Annotated in this window: 22 protein-coding genes; 12 read left to right on the top strand and 10 right to left on the bottom strand. The window is 62.7% G+C overall.

Annotation, left to right across the window (positions count from 1 at the left end):
• Positions 1-23: 23 nt before the first annotated feature.
• Entirely contained in the window at positions 24-188 is a 165-nt protein-coding gene (locus tag NKJ32_RS27645) for a hypothetical protein (RefSeq protein WP_352829485.1), read from the top strand.
• Positions 189-240: 52 nt separating this feature from the next.
• Here the strand turns inward: NKJ32_RS27645 and NKJ32_RS27640 are convergent, their stop codons facing one another.
• A complete protein-coding gene (locus NKJ32_RS27640) occupies positions 241-747 on the bottom strand; it encodes a DUF1993 domain-containing protein (protein ID WP_023674743.1) in 507 nt (168 codons plus the stop codon).
• 123 nt (positions 748-870) lie between these two features.
• On the opposite strand from NKJ32_RS27640, the gene NKJ32_RS27635 reads away from it, so the two are divergent.
• Entirely contained in the window at positions 871-1920 is a 1050-nt protein-coding gene (locus tag NKJ32_RS27635) for a DUF1176 domain-containing protein (RefSeq protein ID WP_023674742.1), read from the top strand.
• On the opposite strand, the gene NKJ32_RS27630 is transcribed toward NKJ32_RS27635, so the two are convergent.
• The 5 genes from NKJ32_RS27630 to NKJ32_RS27610 form a co-directional block, all read right to left on the bottom strand.
• Entirely contained in the window at positions 1917-2774 is an 858-nt protein-coding gene (locus NKJ32_RS27630; RefSeq protein ID WP_023674741.1) for an alpha/beta hydrolase, read from the bottom strand. The genes NKJ32_RS27635 and NKJ32_RS27630 overlap by 4 nt on opposite strands.
• Positions 2775-2866: 92 nt before the next feature.
• On the bottom strand, positions 2867-4477 hold the full coding sequence (locus NKJ32_RS27625; RefSeq protein ID WP_352788533.1) for an NTP transferase domain-containing protein: 1611 nt from the start codon (positions 4475-4477) through the stop codon (positions 2867-2869).
• Positions 4474-5178, bottom strand: a complete 705-nt coding sequence (locus NKJ32_RS27620) for an XdhC family protein (protein WP_352829483.1) — start codon at positions 5176-5178, stop codon at positions 4474-4476. Before NKJ32_RS27620 ends, NKJ32_RS27625 begins: the two co-directional genes overlap by 4 nt.
• Positions 5179-5184: 6 nt before the next feature.
• Positions 5185-5523, bottom strand: coding sequence for an XdhC family protein (locus tag NKJ32_RS27615; protein WP_352637841.1), 339 nt, complete (start codon positions 5521-5523; stop codon positions 5185-5187).
• Between the two features lie 226 nt (positions 5524-5749).
• Positions 5750-6244, bottom strand: coding sequence for a flavin reductase (locus tag NKJ32_RS27610; RefSeq protein WP_023674737.1), 495 nt, complete (start codon positions 6242-6244; stop codon positions 5750-5752).
• 179 nt (positions 6245-6423) lie between these two features.
• On the opposite strand from NKJ32_RS27610, the gene NKJ32_RS27605 reads away from it, so the two are divergent.
• Together NKJ32_RS27605 and NKJ32_RS27600 are read left to right on the top strand one after the other, a co-directional pair.
• Positions 6424-7497: a branched-chain amino acid ABC transporter substrate-binding protein gene (locus NKJ32_RS27605; RefSeq protein WP_352829481.1), complete on the top strand. Its 1074-nt coding sequence runs from the start codon at positions 6424-6426 to the stop codon at positions 7495-7497.
• 14 nt (positions 7498-7511) lie between these two features.
• Positions 7512-8531, top strand: a complete 1020-nt coding sequence (locus NKJ32_RS27600) for a P1 family peptidase (RefSeq protein WP_352829505.1) — start codon at positions 7512-7514, stop codon at positions 8529-8531.
• 31 nt (positions 8532-8562) lie between these two features.
• Here NKJ32_RS27600 and NKJ32_RS27595 read toward each other — a convergent pair whose 3' ends face one another.
• A complete protein-coding gene (locus tag NKJ32_RS27595; RefSeq protein WP_352829479.1) occupies positions 8563-8817 on the bottom strand; it encodes a DUF2171 domain-containing protein in 255 nt (84 codons plus the stop codon).
• A gap of 262 nt (positions 8818-9079) precedes the next feature.
• On the opposite strand from NKJ32_RS27595, the gene NKJ32_RS27590 reads away from it, so the two are divergent.
• The 4 genes from NKJ32_RS27590 to NKJ32_RS27575 are packed head-to-tail and all read left to right on the top strand — an operon-like array spanning position 9080 to position 12256.
• The gene (locus NKJ32_RS27590) at positions 9080-9805 is read left to right on the top strand and encodes a DUF2259 domain-containing protein (protein ID WP_352526619.1); all 726 of its coding nucleotides are present in this window, start codon (positions 9080-9082) and stop codon (positions 9803-9805) included.
• 11 nt (positions 9806-9816) lie between these two features.
• Positions 9817-10317 carry a hypothetical protein gene (locus NKJ32_RS27585; RefSeq protein ID WP_352829478.1) on the top strand — a complete coding sequence of 167 codons (501 nt, stop codon included), beginning with the start codon at positions 9817-9819 and terminating at the stop codon, positions 10315-10317.
• 59 nt (positions 10318-10376) lie between these two features.
• Positions 10377-11684, top strand: coding sequence for an adenylosuccinate lyase (gene purB / locus NKJ32_RS27580; RefSeq protein WP_352829476.1), 1308 nt, complete (start codon positions 10377-10379; stop codon positions 11682-11684).
• A complete protein-coding gene (locus NKJ32_RS27575) occupies positions 11684-12256 on the top strand; it encodes an RBBP9/YdeN family alpha/beta hydrolase (RefSeq protein ID WP_352646820.1) in 573 nt (190 codons plus the stop codon). The genes purB and NKJ32_RS27575 overlap by 1 nt, the downstream gene beginning before the upstream one ends.
• 1 nt (position 12257) lies before the next feature.
• Here the strand turns inward: NKJ32_RS27575 and NKJ32_RS27570 are convergent, their stop codons facing one another.
• Positions 12258-13070, bottom strand: coding sequence for a VOC family protein (locus NKJ32_RS27570; RefSeq protein ID WP_352590699.1), 813 nt, complete (start codon positions 13068-13070; stop codon positions 12258-12260).
• A gap of 271 nt (positions 13071-13341) precedes the next feature.
• On the opposite strand from NKJ32_RS27570, the gene NKJ32_RS27565 reads away from it, so the two are divergent.
• Positions 13342-13890: an RBBP9/YdeN family alpha/beta hydrolase gene (locus tag NKJ32_RS27565; RefSeq protein ID WP_023674728.1), complete on the top strand. Its 549-nt coding sequence runs from the start codon at positions 13342-13344 to the stop codon at positions 13888-13890.
• 97 nt (positions 13891-13987) lie between these two features.
• Here the strand turns inward: NKJ32_RS27565 and NKJ32_RS27560 are convergent, their stop codons facing one another.
• Together NKJ32_RS27560 and NKJ32_RS27555 are read right to left on the bottom strand one after the other, a co-directional pair.
• Entirely contained in the window at positions 13988-14761 is a 774-nt protein-coding gene (locus NKJ32_RS27560) for an HpcH/HpaI aldolase family protein (RefSeq protein ID WP_352623638.1), read from the bottom strand.
• 118 nt (positions 14762-14879) lie between these two features.
• Complete coding sequence (locus NKJ32_RS27555) at positions 14880-15200, bottom strand: DUF1476 domain-containing protein (RefSeq protein WP_023674726.1); 321 nt, start codon at positions 15198-15200, stop codon at positions 14880-14882.
• A gap of 270 nt (positions 15201-15470) precedes the next feature.
• Here NKJ32_RS27555 and purC point away from each other — a divergent pair, with 270 nt between their 5' ends.
• The 3 genes from purC to purQ are packed head-to-tail and all read left to right on the top strand — an operon-like array spanning position 15471 to position 17218.
• Entirely contained in the window at positions 15471-16265 is a 795-nt protein-coding gene (purC, locus tag NKJ32_RS27550; RefSeq protein ID WP_023674725.1) for a phosphoribosylaminoimidazolesuccinocarboxamide synthase, read from the top strand.
• 40 nt (positions 16266-16305) lie between these two features.
• Positions 16306-16548, top strand: coding sequence for a phosphoribosylformylglycinamidine synthase subunit PurS (gene purS, locus NKJ32_RS27545; RefSeq protein ID WP_023674724.1), 243 nt, complete (start codon positions 16306-16308; stop codon positions 16546-16548).
• A gap of 1 nt (position 16549) precedes the next feature.
• The gene (purQ, locus tag NKJ32_RS27540) at positions 16550-17218 is read left to right on the top strand and encodes a phosphoribosylformylglycinamidine synthase subunit PurQ (protein WP_352623640.1); all 669 of its coding nucleotides are present in this window, start codon (positions 16550-16552) and stop codon (positions 17216-17218) included.
• Positions 17219-17237: the final 19 nt, after the last annotated feature.

Raw genomic sequence — 17237 nt, 5'->3', positions numbered from 1 at the left:
AGGTTCAATAAGGGGCTTGAATCATGGGATTCTTCACTGAAATGTTCGCCCGTCCGCGTCCGCGGGAACAGCTGCGCTATCGAGCCGCGCTGGCGCTGCTCCATTCGATGAGCAATGCCGATCGCGCCGATATCGGCGTCAAGCCGGCCGATTTCCCGCGCACCGCCCGGGAAATGTCCCTACGCTAAACAGCGCGCCGCGAGATATCCCGGCGCGGCCGGGATATCTCCCGAGCGAATCTCAACGCAATCCGAGGAAAATCGACTTGCCCAATGGCACGCCGTTGTGACGCAGGATGTCATAGGCGGTGGTCAGGTGGAAATAGAAATTGGGCATGGCGGCATGCAGCAGATACTGCATTCCCGGCATCGAAACCTCGCGTCCCGCAAGCCGCAGTTCGATCATCCTGTCATCTGAACCATCGAATTCGGCCGCCGAAAATGTCGCGAGATGAGCCAATGTCTTGGCAAGGCGGGCCTGCAGATCAGCGAAGCTCGCCTCATTGTCCTCATATTTTGGCACCTCGCGCCCGGCAAGCCGCGACGGCGCGCCTTTGGCGTGATCGGTGGCAATCTGTACCTGCCTGGTCAGCGCAAACATGTCCGGCGCCAGCCTCGCCGTCAGATACACCTGCGGATCGATCTTGCGATCAGCCGCATTTTGCTCGGCAATGTTCAGCACATTGGCTAGTGCCTTCAGCCTCGCCGAAAATACCGGCACGGATGCTTCATACATTGATATGGTCACAAGAAATCTCCACGCGGCCCGACTGCCCACGGCGAGAGGTAGCGCTTTCGCAGGCGATTGTTCAAGCGTCACCACGCCGCCGCAATCGATATGATAGGATTTTTCATCGAGTGGAGGTTCCCGATGAGACGCGCCTTGTTCGCAGCGACCGCTTTTTTCTCCCTTGCCGCTACCAGCCAACCGGTGCTCGCCGCCGACGCGCCTTACATAGACGACAGGTCGAATGCCGAAGCGGTCATCCGGTCGCTTTATAGTGCCATCAGCCGGCACGAATTCGCGCGCGCCTGGGACTATTTCGGCGACACCAAGCCGGCAAAGGATTTCAATTCCTTCGTCAAAGGCTATGACGGCACGGACACGGTCGAAGTCAAAACCGGTGGCGTATCCGAAGACGGGGCTGCCGGCAGCATCTACTACAGCGTTCCGGTCGCCATCCGGGCGACGGCCAAGGACGGCAGCGAGAATGTCTTTGCCGGCTGCTATACGCTGCGCCAGATCAACGCCTCGATCCAGGAACCGCCATTTCGCGCAATCTTCATCGACAAGGGTGCGCTGAAACCCTCAAAGGCCGATTTCGAAGATGCCGGGCCGGCAAGCTGCGGCGAAGGACCGCCGCCGCCGAAGAAGGACGCAGCGCTTGAGCAGGCCAACAAGGCGTTTGCCGCGACTTATGGCGACCAGTGCGACAAGGACATGCCCGGCGGCGATCCGCGAGGAGAGCCGGACGCCTACTCGCTCCGCTACAAGGATGCGGGGGCGGCCGAAAACGAGCCCGAACGCGAGACACGGCTGTTTCGCTTTTTCTGCTCGATGGCCGCCTACAATGAGAGCGCAGTCTATTACATCTACGACGACGTATCGGGCGTCCGGCAATTACAATTCGCGTCACCGGAACTCGATATTCGCTATGAGAACAACAATAGCGAAGGCAAGGTCGAGGGCATCAACATCATCGGCTTCCAGACTGACGACCAGTTGGTCAACTCCGAATATGACGAGGCCACCAAAACGATTTCATCCTTGAACAAGTGGCGCGGCGTCGGCGACGCCTCGTCGGCCGGCACCTACCTGTTTCGCCACGGCAATTTCTCGCTGGTGCAGTATGAGGTCGATGCCTCTTATGACGGCGAGATCAACCCGCAGACCGTGCTCGACTACAACACCGCGCCCTAAGGGACCTTCGATAACATCCAGTTGAGTGTGCCCCGCCAGTCGGTCATGCGGATCGGCGTGCCATGTGTGCCGGTCTCGAAGCGGACAAAGCGGGTCGGGTAGGCTTTCGATTTGCCCAGAATCGATCGGAAGAAGGCTTCCTGTTTCTCGATTGGAAACACCGGGTCCTTGCTGCCCTGGCCGAAGAAGACCGGCACACGGCGCTTGAATGCGGAGCTTGAGAAGAAACTCTCGTCCCACAGCGAGCCGAGCAGCAGCAGCCCGTCGATGCGCCCGCCGGAGTCCTTTCGGCCTGCCAGCTTCCAGCACAACGCGCCGCCCATAGAGCCGCAGGCGACGAAGATTTTTGCGCGCGGCGACTGTTCGGCATAGTGGCCGATCAATGCGGCGATCTGGGCGGCACCGGTGTCGCCGAAATCGGAAAAATCCGGCGACAGATAGAGGCCGCCATTACCGGCCATCAGGTTCTTGATACGGTTGAAATTGCCGCCGAAAGTGAAATCGTCAGCACCCTGCTTACGGCTGCCGCCCTGCCCGTGCAGATAAAGCACGATGATGCTGGCGCCCCCGGTCTTGCCGACGGCAATGTGGCGGACATCGCCTGCATCGGTCGGCAGCAATAGATCTTGCTGCACCTTACGCACGCCGGTGTCGGTGTATTGCGCGTGCACACGACGCTCAGGCACTTCGTCACGAGCGTTGATGTCGCGCAGCTCACGATAATCGACGACCGTATAGGCGCCGTTGCTCTCGGACGAGAGTGTGACCGGATAGGCGAACAGATCGTCCTTGAAGGGTTTGAGTTCGAGAGCGTTGGCGTAGGCGACACAAAAGAGCTGCAAAAGAATCGCCATCAGCAGGGCCGGGAGGCCAGAGGGGGGCAAGCGGAACCGGAAGCAGGAACGAAAGGCCATCCCTCAGCCATGCGTTTTTCGGCTTCGGTTTGTCAATCCTGCAGCACGCCGCCGGCGCCTTCCAGCGCCTCGCGCGTGTCGACGTCGACGGCTGCCCCTTCGCCGATCTCGACATCGATGACGTCGAGCCCTTCGGCCTCGACCAGATGGCGGGCGCCGGTATCGCCTTCGAGGTGAGCGATCGCGGCAAACAGCGAACGCGGCAGCAGCACCGGATTGCCGCGCCGCCCATCGTGCGAGGCCCGCACCACTGATCGGCCTTCGGACCTGCGGAACGCCTCGATCAGCCTGTCGAGGTCGGCCGAGGCGACGCCGGGCATATCGCCGAGGACAATCATGGCGCCGGCGGCGTCGCCGGAAATCTTGGCGATGCCGGCCTTCAGCGACGAAGACAGACCCTCGGCGAAATCCGGATTGTCGGCGAAGGTCACATCGAGGCCAGACAGTGCACTGCGCACGCGCTCGCTCTGGTGGCCGGTGACGACGATGGTGGCCGCGGCTTTCGAACCGACCGCGCGTTCGGCGGTGCGGCGGACCAGGGGCTTGCCATCGAACAGTGCCAAGAGCTTGTTCGGCCCGCCCATGCGGCTGGAGCGGCCGGCGGCCAGAAGCACGATCTCGATCTTTGGTTCGGCTTTGGCCGGCAACGGCTCGCGCGGTTGCGGCCGCGTCGGAATTTCCATCAACAGCCCGCCGACACCCATGCCGGCAATATCCCTGGCGGTCACGTCGAGACCGGCGATCAGCCGGTCGAGCACCCAGTCGAAGCCGTTCTCCTTGGGACTGCGGGCGCAGCCCGGCGCACCGATGATGCGCTTGCCGCCGAGTGTGCCGAGCACCAATAGATTGCCGGGATCGACCGGCATACCGGCGCGGATGACAGTGCCGCCCGCCCTTTCGATCGCAGCAGGAACGACGTCGCCGAAATCGGCCATCGCCGAGGCGCCGAAGATAACCACCATATCGTTGTCGCGGATCAGCGAGGCCACAGCGTCGGCGACGGGGATAATTTCATGCGGGGTTCGACGCTCCGCCGTCAGCCTGCCGCCCGAACGCGCCAGGCGCGCTTCGGTGACGCGCAGCGTCTTGTCGAGCACGCTGGGTTTGATGCCGGGCAGCACCGTCTGGATGACGCCGACGCGCACCGGCTGATAGGCGTTGACCGCAAATATCTCGCCGCCGGCGCAGATCCTTGCCAGGGCATCGACCAAAGCGGAGGCGACCGCAAATGGGATGATCTTCACCGTTGCTACCATCTGACCTTTTTCGACCGGCGCATGCTGCGCCAGCGTGGCGATGGTGATCGTCGGATCGACGGCGTTGATGGCGTCGATCATCGCCGCGTCGACGGTGAACATGCCGGCAGCCTGCGCGTGGAGGTTGACCCTACCTGTCGCGGCGGGCCTCGCCTCGATGTTGCGATGGATCATGGATGCGGCGATCTTTTCGGCAGCGACGTCCTCGCTGAGATCATCGGGCGCCAACACCGCCGCTACGACCTCGGAAACGCCAGCGGCCTTCAACAGGGACACATCCCCGGCGCTTAGCCTGTGCGCCTTGCGGAAGCGGCGCTCTCCGACCGTGGTGGCGTGCGCAAGCACTGCCCCTTCGGCCGTATCGATCGCAACGGGACCAAATTTCACGCGACCGCGCCTTTGGATTCGAGACCACGGGAGCGAAAGGCGTGGATCGCTTGCGCCAACACCGCGACGGCGATCTCGGCCGGGCTGGCAGCCCCAATGTCGAGGCCGATCGGGGCATGAATGCGGGCGATCTGGTCGGCGGTCGCTCCCGAAGCCAGCAGGCGTTGCACACGTTTGGCGTGGGTCTTGTGGCTGCCGAGCGCGCCGACATAAAAGCAGCCGGCGTCGAGCGCCGCCTTCAGCGCGAAATCGTCGATCTTCGGATCATGAGTGAGGGCAGCCAGCGCCGTATAGCCGTCGAGCGGCTGGCGATTCAGCACATCCTCCGGCCATTCGGCATGTAGCGCGATATCGGGAAAGCGGTCGGACGTGGCAAACGCCGTGCGCGGGTCGATGATCTCTACGGGATAGCCGGCGATCCTGGCCATCGGTGCCAGCGCCTGGCTGATGTGGACGGCGCCGATCACTACCAGGCGCGGCTGCGGCAGATGTGCGTTGAGGAAGAAGGTCCGTCCCTCAGCTTCGACCGAACCGGAATTGCCCGTGCGAAATGCCTTGGCGACGGCCGCCCCGAGTTCGCCGGCAACCTGGTCGCTCTCGCGCACGATACGGTCGCGGCCGTCGCCAAGATCGGTTACCAAAATCGCCGCGCGGCGGGCACGACGTTCGGCGTTGAGTGTCTTCAGCGCGTAAGGATCCATCGAGAATCAGCCCAATCTTTCAACATAGACCTTGATGCGGCCGCCGCAGGACAGGCCGACTTGCCAGGCGGTCTCGTCTGCGACGCCGAATTCGAGCATTTTGGCCTTGCCGCTATCGATAACCTCGACCGCCTCGGTGACTACGGCGCCTTCGACGCAGCCGCCCGAGACGGAGCCGTGGAAATTGCCTTCGGCGTCGATGACCAGGTGGCTGCCGACCGGGCGCGGCGCCGAGCCCCAGGTCTCGACCACGGTGGCAATGGCGACATCCTTGCCGTCCTTCATCCAGCCCTCCGCGATGATCAGCGGGTCGCGAGCCTCATCGAGATAGATACTGTGTTCCATGATTTCTCCCTGGCAGACATGTGGTTATGCGACGCGCTTCACGCCAGCCTCGATCCACCGCCGCGGGTTGACCGAACGCATAAAAACAACACGGTCGCCAGCGACCGGTCCGCCACACAATCCGCACGGGTCAACCGGATCGAGCGTCTCGTCGATCGTCCGCGGCGCCGGACGCGGTTTTCAACTCGGTCATCCTGTCTTCGCGGACGCGGCCATCTGAAAGCCTCTACAGAGCGTGGTAGCCGCGGTTGTGATAGATCAGCGGCCGCAAATTATCGCCGATGCGCAAACCTGTAACCTTGCCAAAAAGCACACGGTGGGTGGCCAGATCCTTGGAGTCGATCAGTTCGCAGTCGAAGACGGCGAGCGCGCCCTTCAGCGTCGGCGCACCGGTCGAGATCACATCCCATTCGGCCAACGCGAAACGCTCCTCGACCGGCAGGCCGGTAATGCCGGAAAAGGCGATCGACAGCGGCTCCTGATCCGAAGCCAGCGTGTTCAGGGCAAATTTGCCGTTTTCCACGAACGGCTCGTTCTTGGGATTTTCACGATTGAGGCAAACCAGGATGGTTGGCGGCGTGTCCGACACCGAGCAGGCCGCGATCACCGTCGCGCCGCGCCTGCCGGCAGGGCCATCGGTGGTGACTACATGCACATGGCCAGCAAAATGGGCCATCGCGTCGCGGTAGGCCTGCGGCCCGATGTCATTCTTCTTCAGCACCGATGATTTTCCACTAGTCAGAACCAACCGTTATATATGGGGGGATATTGCAGGCCACAAGCGAAGTGCTTGACCTATATCCCGAATTCGCGTGTTGCGCCAAAGCTGGCCAGCCTTTAGGTCTTGACGGCATTGGCGCCGGCAACCACGCGACCGGCGTGGAGGAATTCTTCGCTCGCATGCGACCTTGGACAACCACGATAGCGGTGCTGGCCTGGCTCTCGGTCGCCTGCAGTGCAAATGCCGAGACGCTGCTGGTCGGCGTCGCGGCACCTTTGTCGGGGCCGTCGGCGATCCTCGGCAAACAGATCGAGGCCGGCGCGACAATGGCGGCTGAAGCGAACGATGCCGAAATCAAGACGATCGATGACGCCTGCACGGCCGACGGTGGCGCCGCCGCCGCGCGGGAGTTCACCGCGGCCAAGGTCAACGTCGTCATCGGGTTTTTGTGCACCGACGCAATCGAGGCGGCTCTGCCGATCCTCAAGGATGCCGGCATACCGGTGATCACCGTCGGCGTGCGCACGGAAAGCCTGACCGACCGGCGCGCCAAGACCGGATGGCCGATCTATCGTCTCGGGCCGCGCGGCGACGACGAGCGCAATGCCGTCGCCGCCATCCTCGCCCGCCTATGGCAGACCGAGCTGTTCGCCATAGTCGACGACGGCACGATCTATGGCCGCGAAATGGCCGAGACGTTTCGGGCAGCCGCCGAGCAAGCGGCTCTGAAGCCGGTGTTCGTCGACACGTTCCGGCCGCAGCTCGACAACCAGATCGGCCTGATCGGCCGGCTGAAGAAAGCCGGCGCAACGCATGTCTTTGCCGGCGGCGACGGCGATGATGTCGCCATTATGGGCCGGGATGCCGGCCAGCTAAATACCGGCATGGTGTTTGCCGGCGGCGAAGCGTTGCGCGCGCCGCTCGGCGACGTGCCTTATGCCGTCGGCACGCTGATGATCGCGCCGCCCGAATGGGCCGATGTCGCCGACCCCAAGGTGTTGCAGAGCTTTGCCGGACAAAATATCGTGCCGGAAGGTTACACGCTTCCCGCCTATGCCGCGGTCGAGATCGCCAAGGCGGCTTCAGCATTGCCGCAAAGCTCCGGCGAGAGGCTAGCCAACGTGCTGACCGCGCATGACTTCACCACGGCGATCGGACCGATCCGCTTTGACGAAAAAGGTGACCTGACGCAAAATCCTTATCGAGCCTACCGTTTCGACGGCGGCCGTTTCGTGCCGGCGGAGAGCCAATGATGTCCAGCACGGGGATGTTCCATACGGGTCCGCGCAATCTCATCACGGACGTCGCCGGCCTGCGTGTCGGCAATGCGGCGGATGCCAAGCTGAAATCCGGTGTGACCACCGTCATCTGCGACGAACCGGCCGTGGCCGGCGTGCAAATCCTGGGCGGTGCGCCGGGCACCCGCGAAACCGACCTGCTCGAGCCGCACAATTCGATCCACGCCATCCATGCCGTGGTGCTTTCGGGCGGTTCGGCCTTTGGCCTCGACGCCGCGTCGGGGGTGCAGGCGGCGTTGCGTGAAAGGGGCATCGGCGTCGAGGTTGGCGGCTTTCGCGTGCCGATCGTGCCGGCGGCGATCCTGTTCGATCTGCGCAATGGCGGCGACAAGGATTGGGGCCGGTATCCGCCTTACCGCGACCTCGGCTACGAAGCCGCGCAAGCCGCCGCGATCGACTTTGCGCTCGGCACCGCCGGCGCGGGTGCCGGCGCGCTGAGCTCCGGCCTGAAGGGCGGGCTCGGCTCGGCCTCGACGGTGCTGGACAGCGGCGTCACCATCGGCGCGCTCGCCGCCGTCAACCCGACCGGCTCGGTGACGGTCGCCGGGACCCGCCATTTCTGGGCGGCGCCGTTCGAGATCGGCGACGAGTTCGGCGGGTTAGGCTATCCCTATCCGATGCCTGACGATGCCAGAAAGGTCCTGCTGAAGTTCCGTGACAAGCATGCGGCAGAGCAGGTGGAAACCGGCGCCAACACCACTATCGCCGTGATCGCCACCGATGCCGTCCTTACCAAGGCCGCCGCCAAACGCCTGGCGATATCAGCGCATGACGGCTTCGTGCGCGCCATTTGGCCGACGCACACGCCCGCCGACGGCGATCTGGTCTTCGCGCTGGCAACGGGCAAGAGCGGCATTGAGCTCGCGCCCAACGATGCCATCGATCTCTACGCCGCGGCCGGCGCCACCATGGCGCGCGCCATCAGCCGCGGCGTCTTTGCCGCGACGCCTGCCGAGGGCGATCTGTTCCCGGTCTGGTCGTCGCGCTGAACGCGCCGACGCTATGGTCGGGCGACCGCGATCAGGTGGGGTCGGATTTTTCTTCCTCGAACGTGACCGCAACATCCGAGTTTGCCGACAGCCGCACCTTCTGACCCTCGACCTCGGCAACGAGGCTGAGAGGAATGAAGTGGTGATGGCCTTTGTGAACGCCCTCGCCGCTGTCGCGCTTGGTCAGCTTGATTCTTTGTCCATCCACCTTGTCGACGGTGCCGACATGGACGCCGTCGGCGCCGATCACTTCCATATGTTCGCGAATCTTGGCTGCATCGGTCATGGGGGTCTCCATTGTCATGGGGGTCTCCATTAGAGCGCCGCGCGTCCCTTTGGACGCGCAAAGGACGCTCTAAACACTTTAAATCAGCGCATCGTACTTTCGGAAAATCGATTCCGATTTTCGGGCCGATGCGGTGAAGCTGCCGACAATAACAAACGGCGGCCGGATTGGATGCATCGACTTTGTGTTTCAGGCAGCACGATCTTTTGACGGCATCGTGATAGGGAATTTAACGACGTCGACTGCCTGAACGGAAAGCCCCATGCGAAATCTTGCCCTGTTTGCCGTCTGCCTGCTTGCCCAGCTTGCAACTTTGGTCGCCGCCCACGCAGGCGATGTCGCCGAGCTTGAGATCCTCGGCTTCAGCCGTGACGGCGGGGTCTTCGCCTTCGAAGAATATGGCGTCCAGGACGGATCGGGATTCCCGTATGCCAACCGCTACTACATCGACACCGCCGACGACAGTTTTCTGAAGGGCTCGCCGATCCGGATTCGGCACGAAGACGAGAATGCCACGCCGGAGGCAGCGCGGCTGCAGGCCCGGCAAAGGGGCGAAGCGATCGTCAGCCAGGCGGAACTCACGGCAAATCGCGGCATCACCGCCGGCTTCAACCCGGTGACCGAGCTTTCTGCCGATCCCTTCCGCATGGTAGTCAACCCGCGCCCGATCTTTTCGCCCGTCGACGATCCGCTCGAGTTCCGGCTCGACCAGATCGGCATGAACGACACCGAACGTTGCCAGAGCCAGGGCGAGATCAACGGCTTTCGCCTGCTGCGCATCGAGGCAAAGGACGGCGGCCAGACAAAGATTATCCACGAGGACAAATCCGTACCGCAAAGCCGCGGTTGTCCGAATGGCTACCGGATCGGCGCGGTTCAGACATTTTCGCTGGATAGCCTCAGCACCTATGCCGTGCTGATCGCGGTGCGCCAATACGACTTCGAAGGGCCGGACTATCGCTGGATCGCTGTGACCGGCCGCCTGTGACGCCTCCCGCCATGCGCTACCGCGCCCTGCATCGTCTCCGCCGCGCTCTGCCGCCGCTGTGCACCGCATTTGTCGGTGCCTTGCTGTGGGCCATGGCGATGGGCGTCAGCGCACTGCTCAATCTAATGCAGTACGATTGGGAGACCCCGGTAAAGATCCGCTGCGTCTCATTGATTTATGCTGCCGGCGGTGCGCTGGCCTTCCCGGTTGGGCTTTTCCTGGCGCGGCTGGTCTCGCTCGGACGCCACTGGGAGATCGCCCTCGCCGCCGCCTTCGTCTGCCTTCTCGCCGCGACTATCGCCTTCACCGGCGGCCTTTTTGGGCTGCAATACCGCTCCTACTATGTCCAATGGCATGCGCCCGCGCTCACCATCACCTGGGCTTTGCAGTTCGTGTTCACGATGTTGACGGCGCTCTACCAGTTCGTCGTCCTCGGCATCCGGTTGTATTTTCCGCTCGGTTTCATTGCGCTCGCAGTCGCCAGCGTCTGGTTTGCGCGGCAGCAGCGTTGAGCATTTTGCCTGCCTCTGTTAGGACGCGGGCAAACGCTCTCGCAAGTCAGGACCGACTGATGATCCCTCGCTACTCCCGGCCGGAAATGGTGGCCATCTGGTCGCCCGAAACCCGGTTCCGCATCTGGTTCGAAATCGAGGCCTATGCTTGCGACGCACTGGCCGAACTCGGCGTCATTCCGAAGGAGGCCGCCAAGACCATCTGGGAAAAAGGCGGGGCGGCGAAGTTCGACGTCGAAGCGATCGACGAGATCGAGCGCGTCACCAAGCACGACATCATCGCCTTCCTCACCCATCTTGCCGAATTCGTCGGACCGGATGCCCGTTTCATCCATCAGGGCATGACATCCTCCGACGTTCTCGACACCTGCTTTGCCGTGCAGCTCACCCGGGCCAGCGACATCCTCCTGGCCGACATTGACGGGCTGCTTGCGGCGCTCAAGCGCCGCGCCTTCGAGCACAAGGATACTATCACCATCGGCCGCAGCCACGGTATTCATGCCGAGCCGACCACCTTCGGGGTCAAGCTGGCGCAGGCCTATGCCGAATTCTCGCGCTGCCGCGAGCGGCTGGTGCACGCGCGTGAGGATATAGCGACTTGCGCCATCTCGGGTGCGGTCGGCACCTTCGCCAATATCGATCCCTATGTCGAAGAATACGTGGCCAGGAAACTCGCGCTGAGGCCGGAGCCGGTGTCGACGCAGGTGATCCCGCGCGACCGCCATGCGATGTTCTTCGCCACGCTCGGCGTCATCGCTTCGTCGATCGAGCGGCTGGCGATCGAGGTGCGCCATCTGCAGCGCACCGAGGTGCTGGAGGCGGAAGAGTATTTTTCGCCCGGCCAGAAGGGCTCGTCGGCGATGCCGCACAAGCGCAACCCGGTGCTGACCGAGAACCTCACCGGCCTTGCCCGCATGGTGCGCTCGTTCGCATTGCCGGCAATGGAGAATGTGGCGCTGTGGCACGAGCGCGACATCTCGCATTCCTCGGTCGAGCGCATGATCGGGCCCGACGCGACGGTGACGCTCGATTTCGCGCTCTCGCGGCTGACCAGCGTTGTCGACAAACTGCTCGTCTACCCCGACAACATGCTGAAGAACATGAACAAATTCCGCGGCCTCGTGCATTCGCAGCGCGTGCTGCTAGCGCTGACGCAAGCCGGCGTTTCGCGCGAGGACGCCTACCGGCTGGTGCAGCGCAATGCCATGAAGGTGTGGGAGCAAGGCGCTGATTTTCTTGAGGAACTTCTGGCCGACAAGGACGTTGTCGCAGCCTTGCCCGAGGCCGAGATCCGCGAGAAATTCGATCTGGGCTATCATACCAAGCACGTCGATACGATCTTCAGCAGAGTGTTCGGAGAAGCCTGATGATTTCGTCGGCCGGAGATTTCGATTTCCTTGCCCTGCCCGGGCGCGGCAATTCCGGGCCGGATCATTGGATGTCGCATTGGTGCCGGGTGTTCCCCAATTCGAGCCGCGTGCTGCAGGCCGAGTGGGACCGGCCAAAGCCTGAAGACTGGATCGGTCAGGTGGATGCCGCGGTGGCCGCCGCTCCGCGCCGCGTCGTGCTGCTTGCGCATTCGCTGGCGGTGGCGACGGCGGTGAAGTGGGCTGCTGGGGCCAGTCAAGGCCAACTCGACAAGGTCGCGGCGGCATTCCTGGTTGCCGCGACCAACGTCGAGGATGCCGATCCCTCATTCGACGCGGTGCGCCCGTTCGCGCCGATGCCGCTGAAGCGCCTGCCCTTCCCGGCATTGGTGGTGGCGAGCCGCAGCGACCCACGCGTCACCTTCGACAAGGCGACCGCTTTTGCCGCAGCCTGGGGCGCGGATATCGCCGATGCCGGCGATCTCGGCCATATGGGAAACGAGGCCCGCCTGGGCGTATGGCCAGCGGGCCTGCTCATGCTTGGCCGCTTGCTCGAAAAAGCGAACCTCTAACCTACGCCTTACCGGGAACCGTCCTTATTACCGTGCCCCACGGATCCTCGCGGGTGGTCTCGCTTGCGGCATTGTCCGAGCGCATCTCGACCCAGGCCAAGCCGGAGCGGGCGGGATCGCGGCGACCGGCGCCCGCGCTCTGCCACGCATTTGCGCCAATGTGGTGATGATAGCCGCCGGACGACAGGAACACCGCCGCGCCACCGTACTTTGCCACTGTGTCGAAACCGAACTCCTGATGCCACCATGCTTCGGCTTCTTCCGGCCTGCCGACCCGCAAATGGACGTGGCCGATAATGCTGTTTTCCGGCGCGCCCTGCCAGCCGGTGTCGCCGGCCGGCACCTCGGCAACGACCGACGGAATGTTCAGCCGCTCCGTCGCCATCGCTATCTTGTCACCGTTCCATTTCCAGTCCTGCGGACGGCGGTCGGCATAGATCTCGATGCCGTTGCCTTCCGGATCGGTTAGGTAAAGAGCCTCGCTGACCAGATGATCGGATGCGCCCTCGATGCCGATCTTGCCGGCGATGGCGTGATTGATCCAGCGGCCGAGATCGGCCCGGCTGGGTAGCAGGAAGGCGGTGTGGAAAAGACCGGCGCTGCGCGGGTCATCGGGTTTCGCGGCCGGATCCGCTTCGATGTCGAGCAAAGGGCGATTGACTGCGCCGAGCGTAATCGTGCCGCCGGCGCGGCTCAGTTCCTGCAAACCGACGACTTTGCGATAGTAGGCAGCGAGATTGTCTGCATCGCGCGCCCGCAAGCCGACGCGGGCAACGCTGACCGGGGTCGTCGCGGCAAAAGGCAGTTCGCTCATCAAAGTGCTCCGTTCAGGCGGCGCTCGACAAGCTTCCAACAGAGCAATCCGGCGCCATCAATCATTCTACGCCATGTCCGTGCCAAAATCTCGGAACAGCCATTCTTTCCTGGCGACAGATCGTTGATCGCGATCGTTCACACAAGAGCGCAAGAAGCGAACAGGGTGTTCACAATAGCGAGCAGAACCGGGCTCGTGAGCGGCCGTTTGCGTGTCGCTGTTGAGTTCATACCCGGTTGCACCCGACAGCGCCTCTCGCTACATGCGCGCCATGAAAGTCAGGGAAGCAGATATTCTCATCGTGCCGGGCTACACCAATTCCGGCCCCGATCATTGGCAGAGCCGCTGGCAGTCGAAACTATCGACAGCGCGCCGCGTCGAACAGGCGGAATGGTCGAAGCCGGTGCGCGAGGATTGGACGGCCGGTGTCGCCAAGGCGGTTAACGAGGCCGAGCGGCCGGTCGTCATCGTCGCCCATTCGCTTGGCGTCGCGGCGGTCATTCAAGCATTGCCTCGGTTCGAGAGGCCGGTCGCCGGCGCTTTCTTCGTGGCGCCGCCCGATGTCGCCAATCCAGAGATAAAGCCGAGGCACCTGATGACCTTCGGCCCCTATCCGCGCGACCCGCTGCCGTTTCCGTCGGTGGTGATCGCCAGCCGCAACGACCCGTTCTGCGCCTTCGGCGTCGCCGAGGACATTGCCGGGGCGTGGGGCTCGCTGTTCATCGACGCCGGGGATGCCGGTCATCTCAACGCGGATTCCGGCTTCGGCCCCTGGCCTGAAGGCTCGATGACGTTCGCGAAATTCCTGACGGATCTCTAGAGCGGTTCACCGCTTCACGGAAACGGCGAACCGCTCTATCTCTTTGTTTTGACGCAATTCCGGACGGAAAACCGTTTCACACTTTTCTGGAATTGCTCTAGGAAGCGATCGAATCCCTGACGCTGCTCAGCAGGGTCTTTGCCCCAAGCGAAATCAGCGAATGCTCGGAACCCATCGCCAGCAGCCGGTAACCCATCGACACCACGCGACCGGCGATGGCCGGTTCCATCACATAGATCGCCGCATGCTTGCCGGCTTTGCGGGTGCGCTCGGCGATCGAGGCGACGGTCCCCATCATGCTCTCCAGCGTCGAACTGACGGTGGTGCCCTGCGACCAGGCGATCGAGAAATCCGACGGGCCAAGGAAGATACCGTCGATGCCCGGCGTGTCGAGGATGCCGTCGAGTGCATCAAGCGCGGCCCGCGTTTCGACCATGGCGAACGCCATGGTGCGCTGGTTGCTGTCGCGCAGCCAGTCGGCATAGTCGCCCTTGCCATGGCGCGGAAAAGCATAGGTCGGGCCCCATGAGCGCTCGCCGAGCGGCGGGTATTTCATTGCGGCAGCAAACAGCTTTGCGTCCGCCACCGAATTCACCATCGGGGCGATCACCGCCTCGGCGCCGAAGTCAAGCGCACGGCTGGCCATGTCGAAGCGGCCGACCGGGATGCGTACCAAAGCCGGCTTGTTGGCGGCCAGCACCGGCACAAGCCCGCGCAGCACGCTATCCTCGTGATGCCCACCATGCTGCATATCGAGCGTAACCGCGTCGAACCCTTGCCTGGCCAGTATCTCGACCGTCAAGGCATCCGGCACGCCGGACCATGCGGTGAACAGCGTCTCGTCGGCCGCAAGGCGTGACTTCAGGGACATTGGCGATTTCCTCTTTGCTTGCAGCAATTCAGCCGGAAATGACCGCAAAGGCAAAGAAAAACCGCCCGGTGATGCCGGGCGGTCGATTGGTCCAGCATTCGAAGAGTATCGATGGGGATCAGGTGTTCTTGATCTGCTCGATCGCCTGCGCCATCAATTCATCCATGGTGCGGCGGATCTGATGGTCCGACTGGTCGATGCCGGCCGCATCGAAATCCTTGCGTATCTTGCGGAAAACGTCGTGATCGCCGGCTTCCTCGATGTCGCTGACGACCACTTCCCTGGCATAAGCGTCGGCATCGGCGCCGGACTTGCCGAGCTTTTCGGCAGCCCACAGGCCGAGCGCTCTGTTGCGGCGTGCCGCAGCCTTGAACCGAAGTTCCTCGTCGAATGCGAATTTGCGCTCAAAGCCCTCTTCGCGGTCTTTCATGCTGCTCATGGCATCCCTCCGTGAAATCCGATTCGTTGTGCCAATATGTGTTGCCGGAGCACAAACCAAAAGGGCGCCGGCCGGTCAATATGCTACATTGCTTGCTGCGCTGCGGCATTTCGGTGCCCGAAAGCGGTTGATTGAAAGGATTTGCCGATTGAGCAAACAGTGCGATTGGGATAGACACCGGCATTGAACCCCACCGTCGCCATCTTATTTTAGGCAGACGGACAGGAACTGGTCGCTTGCCGCCTGCCCGCAAATCCAGAGAAAAATCAGATGAAAAATCGCCGCCGCATTTATGAAGGCAAGGCCAAGATCCTTTATGAGGGACCGGAGCCTGGCACGCTGATCCAGTTCTTCAAGGACGACGCTACCGCTTTCAACAAGAAGAAGCATGAAATCGTCGATGGCAAAGGCGTGCTCAACAACCGCATTTCCGAGCACATCTTCAACCATCTCAACCGGATGGGCATTCCGACCCACTTCATCCGCCGGCTCAACATGCGCGAGCAGTTGATCAAGGAAGTCGAGATCATCCCGCTCGAAGTGGTGGTGCGCAACGTCGCCGCCGGCTCGCTGGCCAAGCGCCTGGGCATCGAGGAAGGCACCGTGCTGCCGCGCTCGATCATCGAATTCTATTACAAGGCCGATGCGCTCGACGATCCGATGGTATCGGAAGAGCACATCACCGCCTTCGGCTGGGCGAGCCCACAGGAGATCGACGATGTCATGGCGCTGGCCATTCGCGTCAACGACTTCCTTTCCGGCCTGTTCATGGGCGTCGGCATCCAGCTGGTCGATTTCAAAATCGAATGCGGCCGCCTGTTCGAAGGCGATATGATGCGCATCGTCGTTGCCGATGAGATCTCGCCGGATTCCTGCCGGCTGTGGGACGTGGCGACGCAGGACAAGCTCGACAAGGACCGCTTCCGCCGCGACATGGGCGGGCTGGTCGAGGCTTATCAGGAAGTTGCCCGCCGTCTCGGCATCATGAACGAGAACGAGCCACCGCGTCCGGCCGGGCCGGTGCTCGTCGCATCGACCGACGGTGTCAAAGGTAAGCCGCACTGACGGCTTGCCCGCTCAACAGGTGAACAGGAGCATGTCCAGCGTGATCAAGGCCCGCATTACCGTAACCCTCAAGAACGGCGTGCTAGACCCACAAGGCAAGGCAATCGAGCACGCGCTGTCCGGAATGGGTTTCGGCGGCGTCGGCCAGGTGCGGCAAGGCAAGGTTTTCGACGTCGAATTGGCCGAGAGCGACAGCGCCAAGGCCGAGGCCGATCTGAAAGCCATGTGCGACAAGCTTCTGGCGAATACAGTGATTGAGAATTACGCGGTGGAGATCGCCTGAGGTGAAATCAGCCGTCGTCCTGCTCCCAGGCCTCAATCGCGACCGCGACATGATCGCGGCGCTGACCAAGATTTCCGGCACGCCGCCGGTCACCGTCTGGCAGACCGACACCGAAATTCCCGATGTCGACCTGATCGCCATTCCCGGCGGCTTTTCGTTCGGCGATTATCTGCGCTGCGGCGCCATTGCCGCGCGCATGCCAGTAATGCGGGCTGTGGCCGAAAAGGCGGCCAAGGGCGTCACGGTCATCGGCGTCTGCAACGGCTTCCAAATCCTGGTCGAGGCCGGCTTGCTGCCGGGCGCATTGATGCGCAATACCTCGCTGAAATTCGTCTGCCGTCAGGTGAAGCTGCAGATCGCCAACGCCAACACGATGTTCACCCGCCGCTATCAGCCGGGCCAGATCATCCGCGCGCCGGTGGCGCACCATGACGGCAATTATTTTGCCGATGCCGAAACGCTGGCCCGCCTCGAAGGCGAAGGCCAGGTGGTGTTCCGCTATGCCGTAGGCACCAATCCCAACGGCTCGATCAACGACATTGCCGGCATCGTCAACGGCCATGGCAATGTGCTCGGCCTGATGCCGCATCCCGAGAACCTGATCGAAGCGGCGCATGGCGGAAGCGACGGCCGGGCGCTGTTCGAAAGCGCGCTGGGCATCGCCGCTTGATACCTTCAATTTTCCTCCT

This window comes from Mesorhizobium sp. M0159 (genome assembly GCF_040322295.1).
GTDB lineage: Bacteria > Pseudomonadota > Alphaproteobacteria > Rhizobiales > Rhizobiaceae > Mesorhizobium.
This window is presented reverse-complemented; position numbering and strand designations above follow the sequence as displayed.

What these genes read in the sequence shown, in the direction of transcription:
- NKJ32_RS27585 (WP_352829478.1), top strand. Translation starts at nt 9,817, where the DNA reads ATGCGCTACCGCGCCCTGCATCGTCTCCGCCGCGCTCTGCCGCCGCTG.
- NKJ32_RS27620 (WP_352829483.1), bottom strand. Translation starts at nt 5,178, where the DNA reads ATGGATCCTTACGCGCTGAAGACACTCAACGCCGAACGTCGTGCCCGC.
- NKJ32_RS27615 (WP_352637841.1), bottom strand. Translation starts at nt 5,523, where the DNA reads ATGGAACACAGTATCTATCTCGATGAGGCTCGCGACCCGCTGATCATC.
- NKJ32_RS27555 (WP_023674726.1), bottom strand. Translation starts at nt 15,200, where the DNA reads ATGAGCAGCATGAAAGACCGCGAAGAGGGCTTTGAGCGCAAATTCGCA.
- NKJ32_RS27570 (WP_352590699.1), bottom strand. Translation starts at nt 13,070, where the DNA reads ATGAGCGAACTGCCTTTTGCCGCGACGACCCCGGTCAGCGTTGCCCGC.
- NKJ32_RS27600 (WP_352829505.1), top strand. Translation starts at nt 7,512, where the DNA reads ATGTTCCATACGGGTCCGCGCAATCTCATCACGGACGTCGCCGGCCTG.
- NKJ32_RS27605 (WP_352829481.1), top strand. Translation starts at nt 6,424, where the DNA reads ATGCGACCTTGGACAACCACGATAGCGGTGCTGGCCTGGCTCTCGGTC.
- NKJ32_RS27565 (WP_023674728.1), top strand. Translation starts at nt 13,342, where the DNA reads ATGAAAGTCAGGGAAGCAGATATTCTCATCGTGCCGGGCTACACCAAT.
- purB (WP_352829476.1), top strand. Translation starts at nt 10,377, where the DNA reads ATGATCCCTCGCTACTCCCGGCCGGAAATGGTGGCCATCTGGTCGCCC.
- NKJ32_RS27560 (WP_352623638.1), bottom strand. Translation starts at nt 14,761, where the DNA reads ATGTCCCTGAAGTCACGCCTTGCGGCCGACGAGACGCTGTTCACCGCA.
- NKJ32_RS27645 (WP_352829485.1), top strand. Translation starts at nt 24, where the DNA reads ATGGGATTCTTCACTGAAATGTTCGCCCGTCCGCGTCCGCGGGAACAG.
- NKJ32_RS27575 (WP_352646820.1), top strand. Translation starts at nt 11,684, where the DNA reads ATGATTTCGTCGGCCGGAGATTTCGATTTCCTTGCCCTGCCCGGGCGC.
- NKJ32_RS27590 (WP_352526619.1), top strand. Translation starts at nt 9,080, where the DNA reads ATGCGAAATCTTGCCCTGTTTGCCGTCTGCCTGCTTGCCCAGCTTGCA.
- NKJ32_RS27635 (WP_023674742.1), top strand. Translation starts at nt 871, where the DNA reads ATGAGACGCGCCTTGTTCGCAGCGACCGCTTTTTTCTCCCTTGCCGCT.
- NKJ32_RS27595 (WP_352829479.1), bottom strand. Translation starts at nt 8,817, where the DNA reads ATGACCGATGCAGCCAAGATTCGCGAACATATGGAAGTGATCGGCGCC.
- purC (WP_023674725.1), top strand. Translation starts at nt 15,471, where the DNA reads ATGAAAAATCGCCGCCGCATTTATGAAGGCAAGGCCAAGATCCTTTAT.
- NKJ32_RS27630 (WP_023674741.1), bottom strand. Translation starts at nt 2,774, where the DNA reads ATGGCGATTCTTTTGCAGCTCTTTTGTGTCGCCTACGCCAACGCTCTC.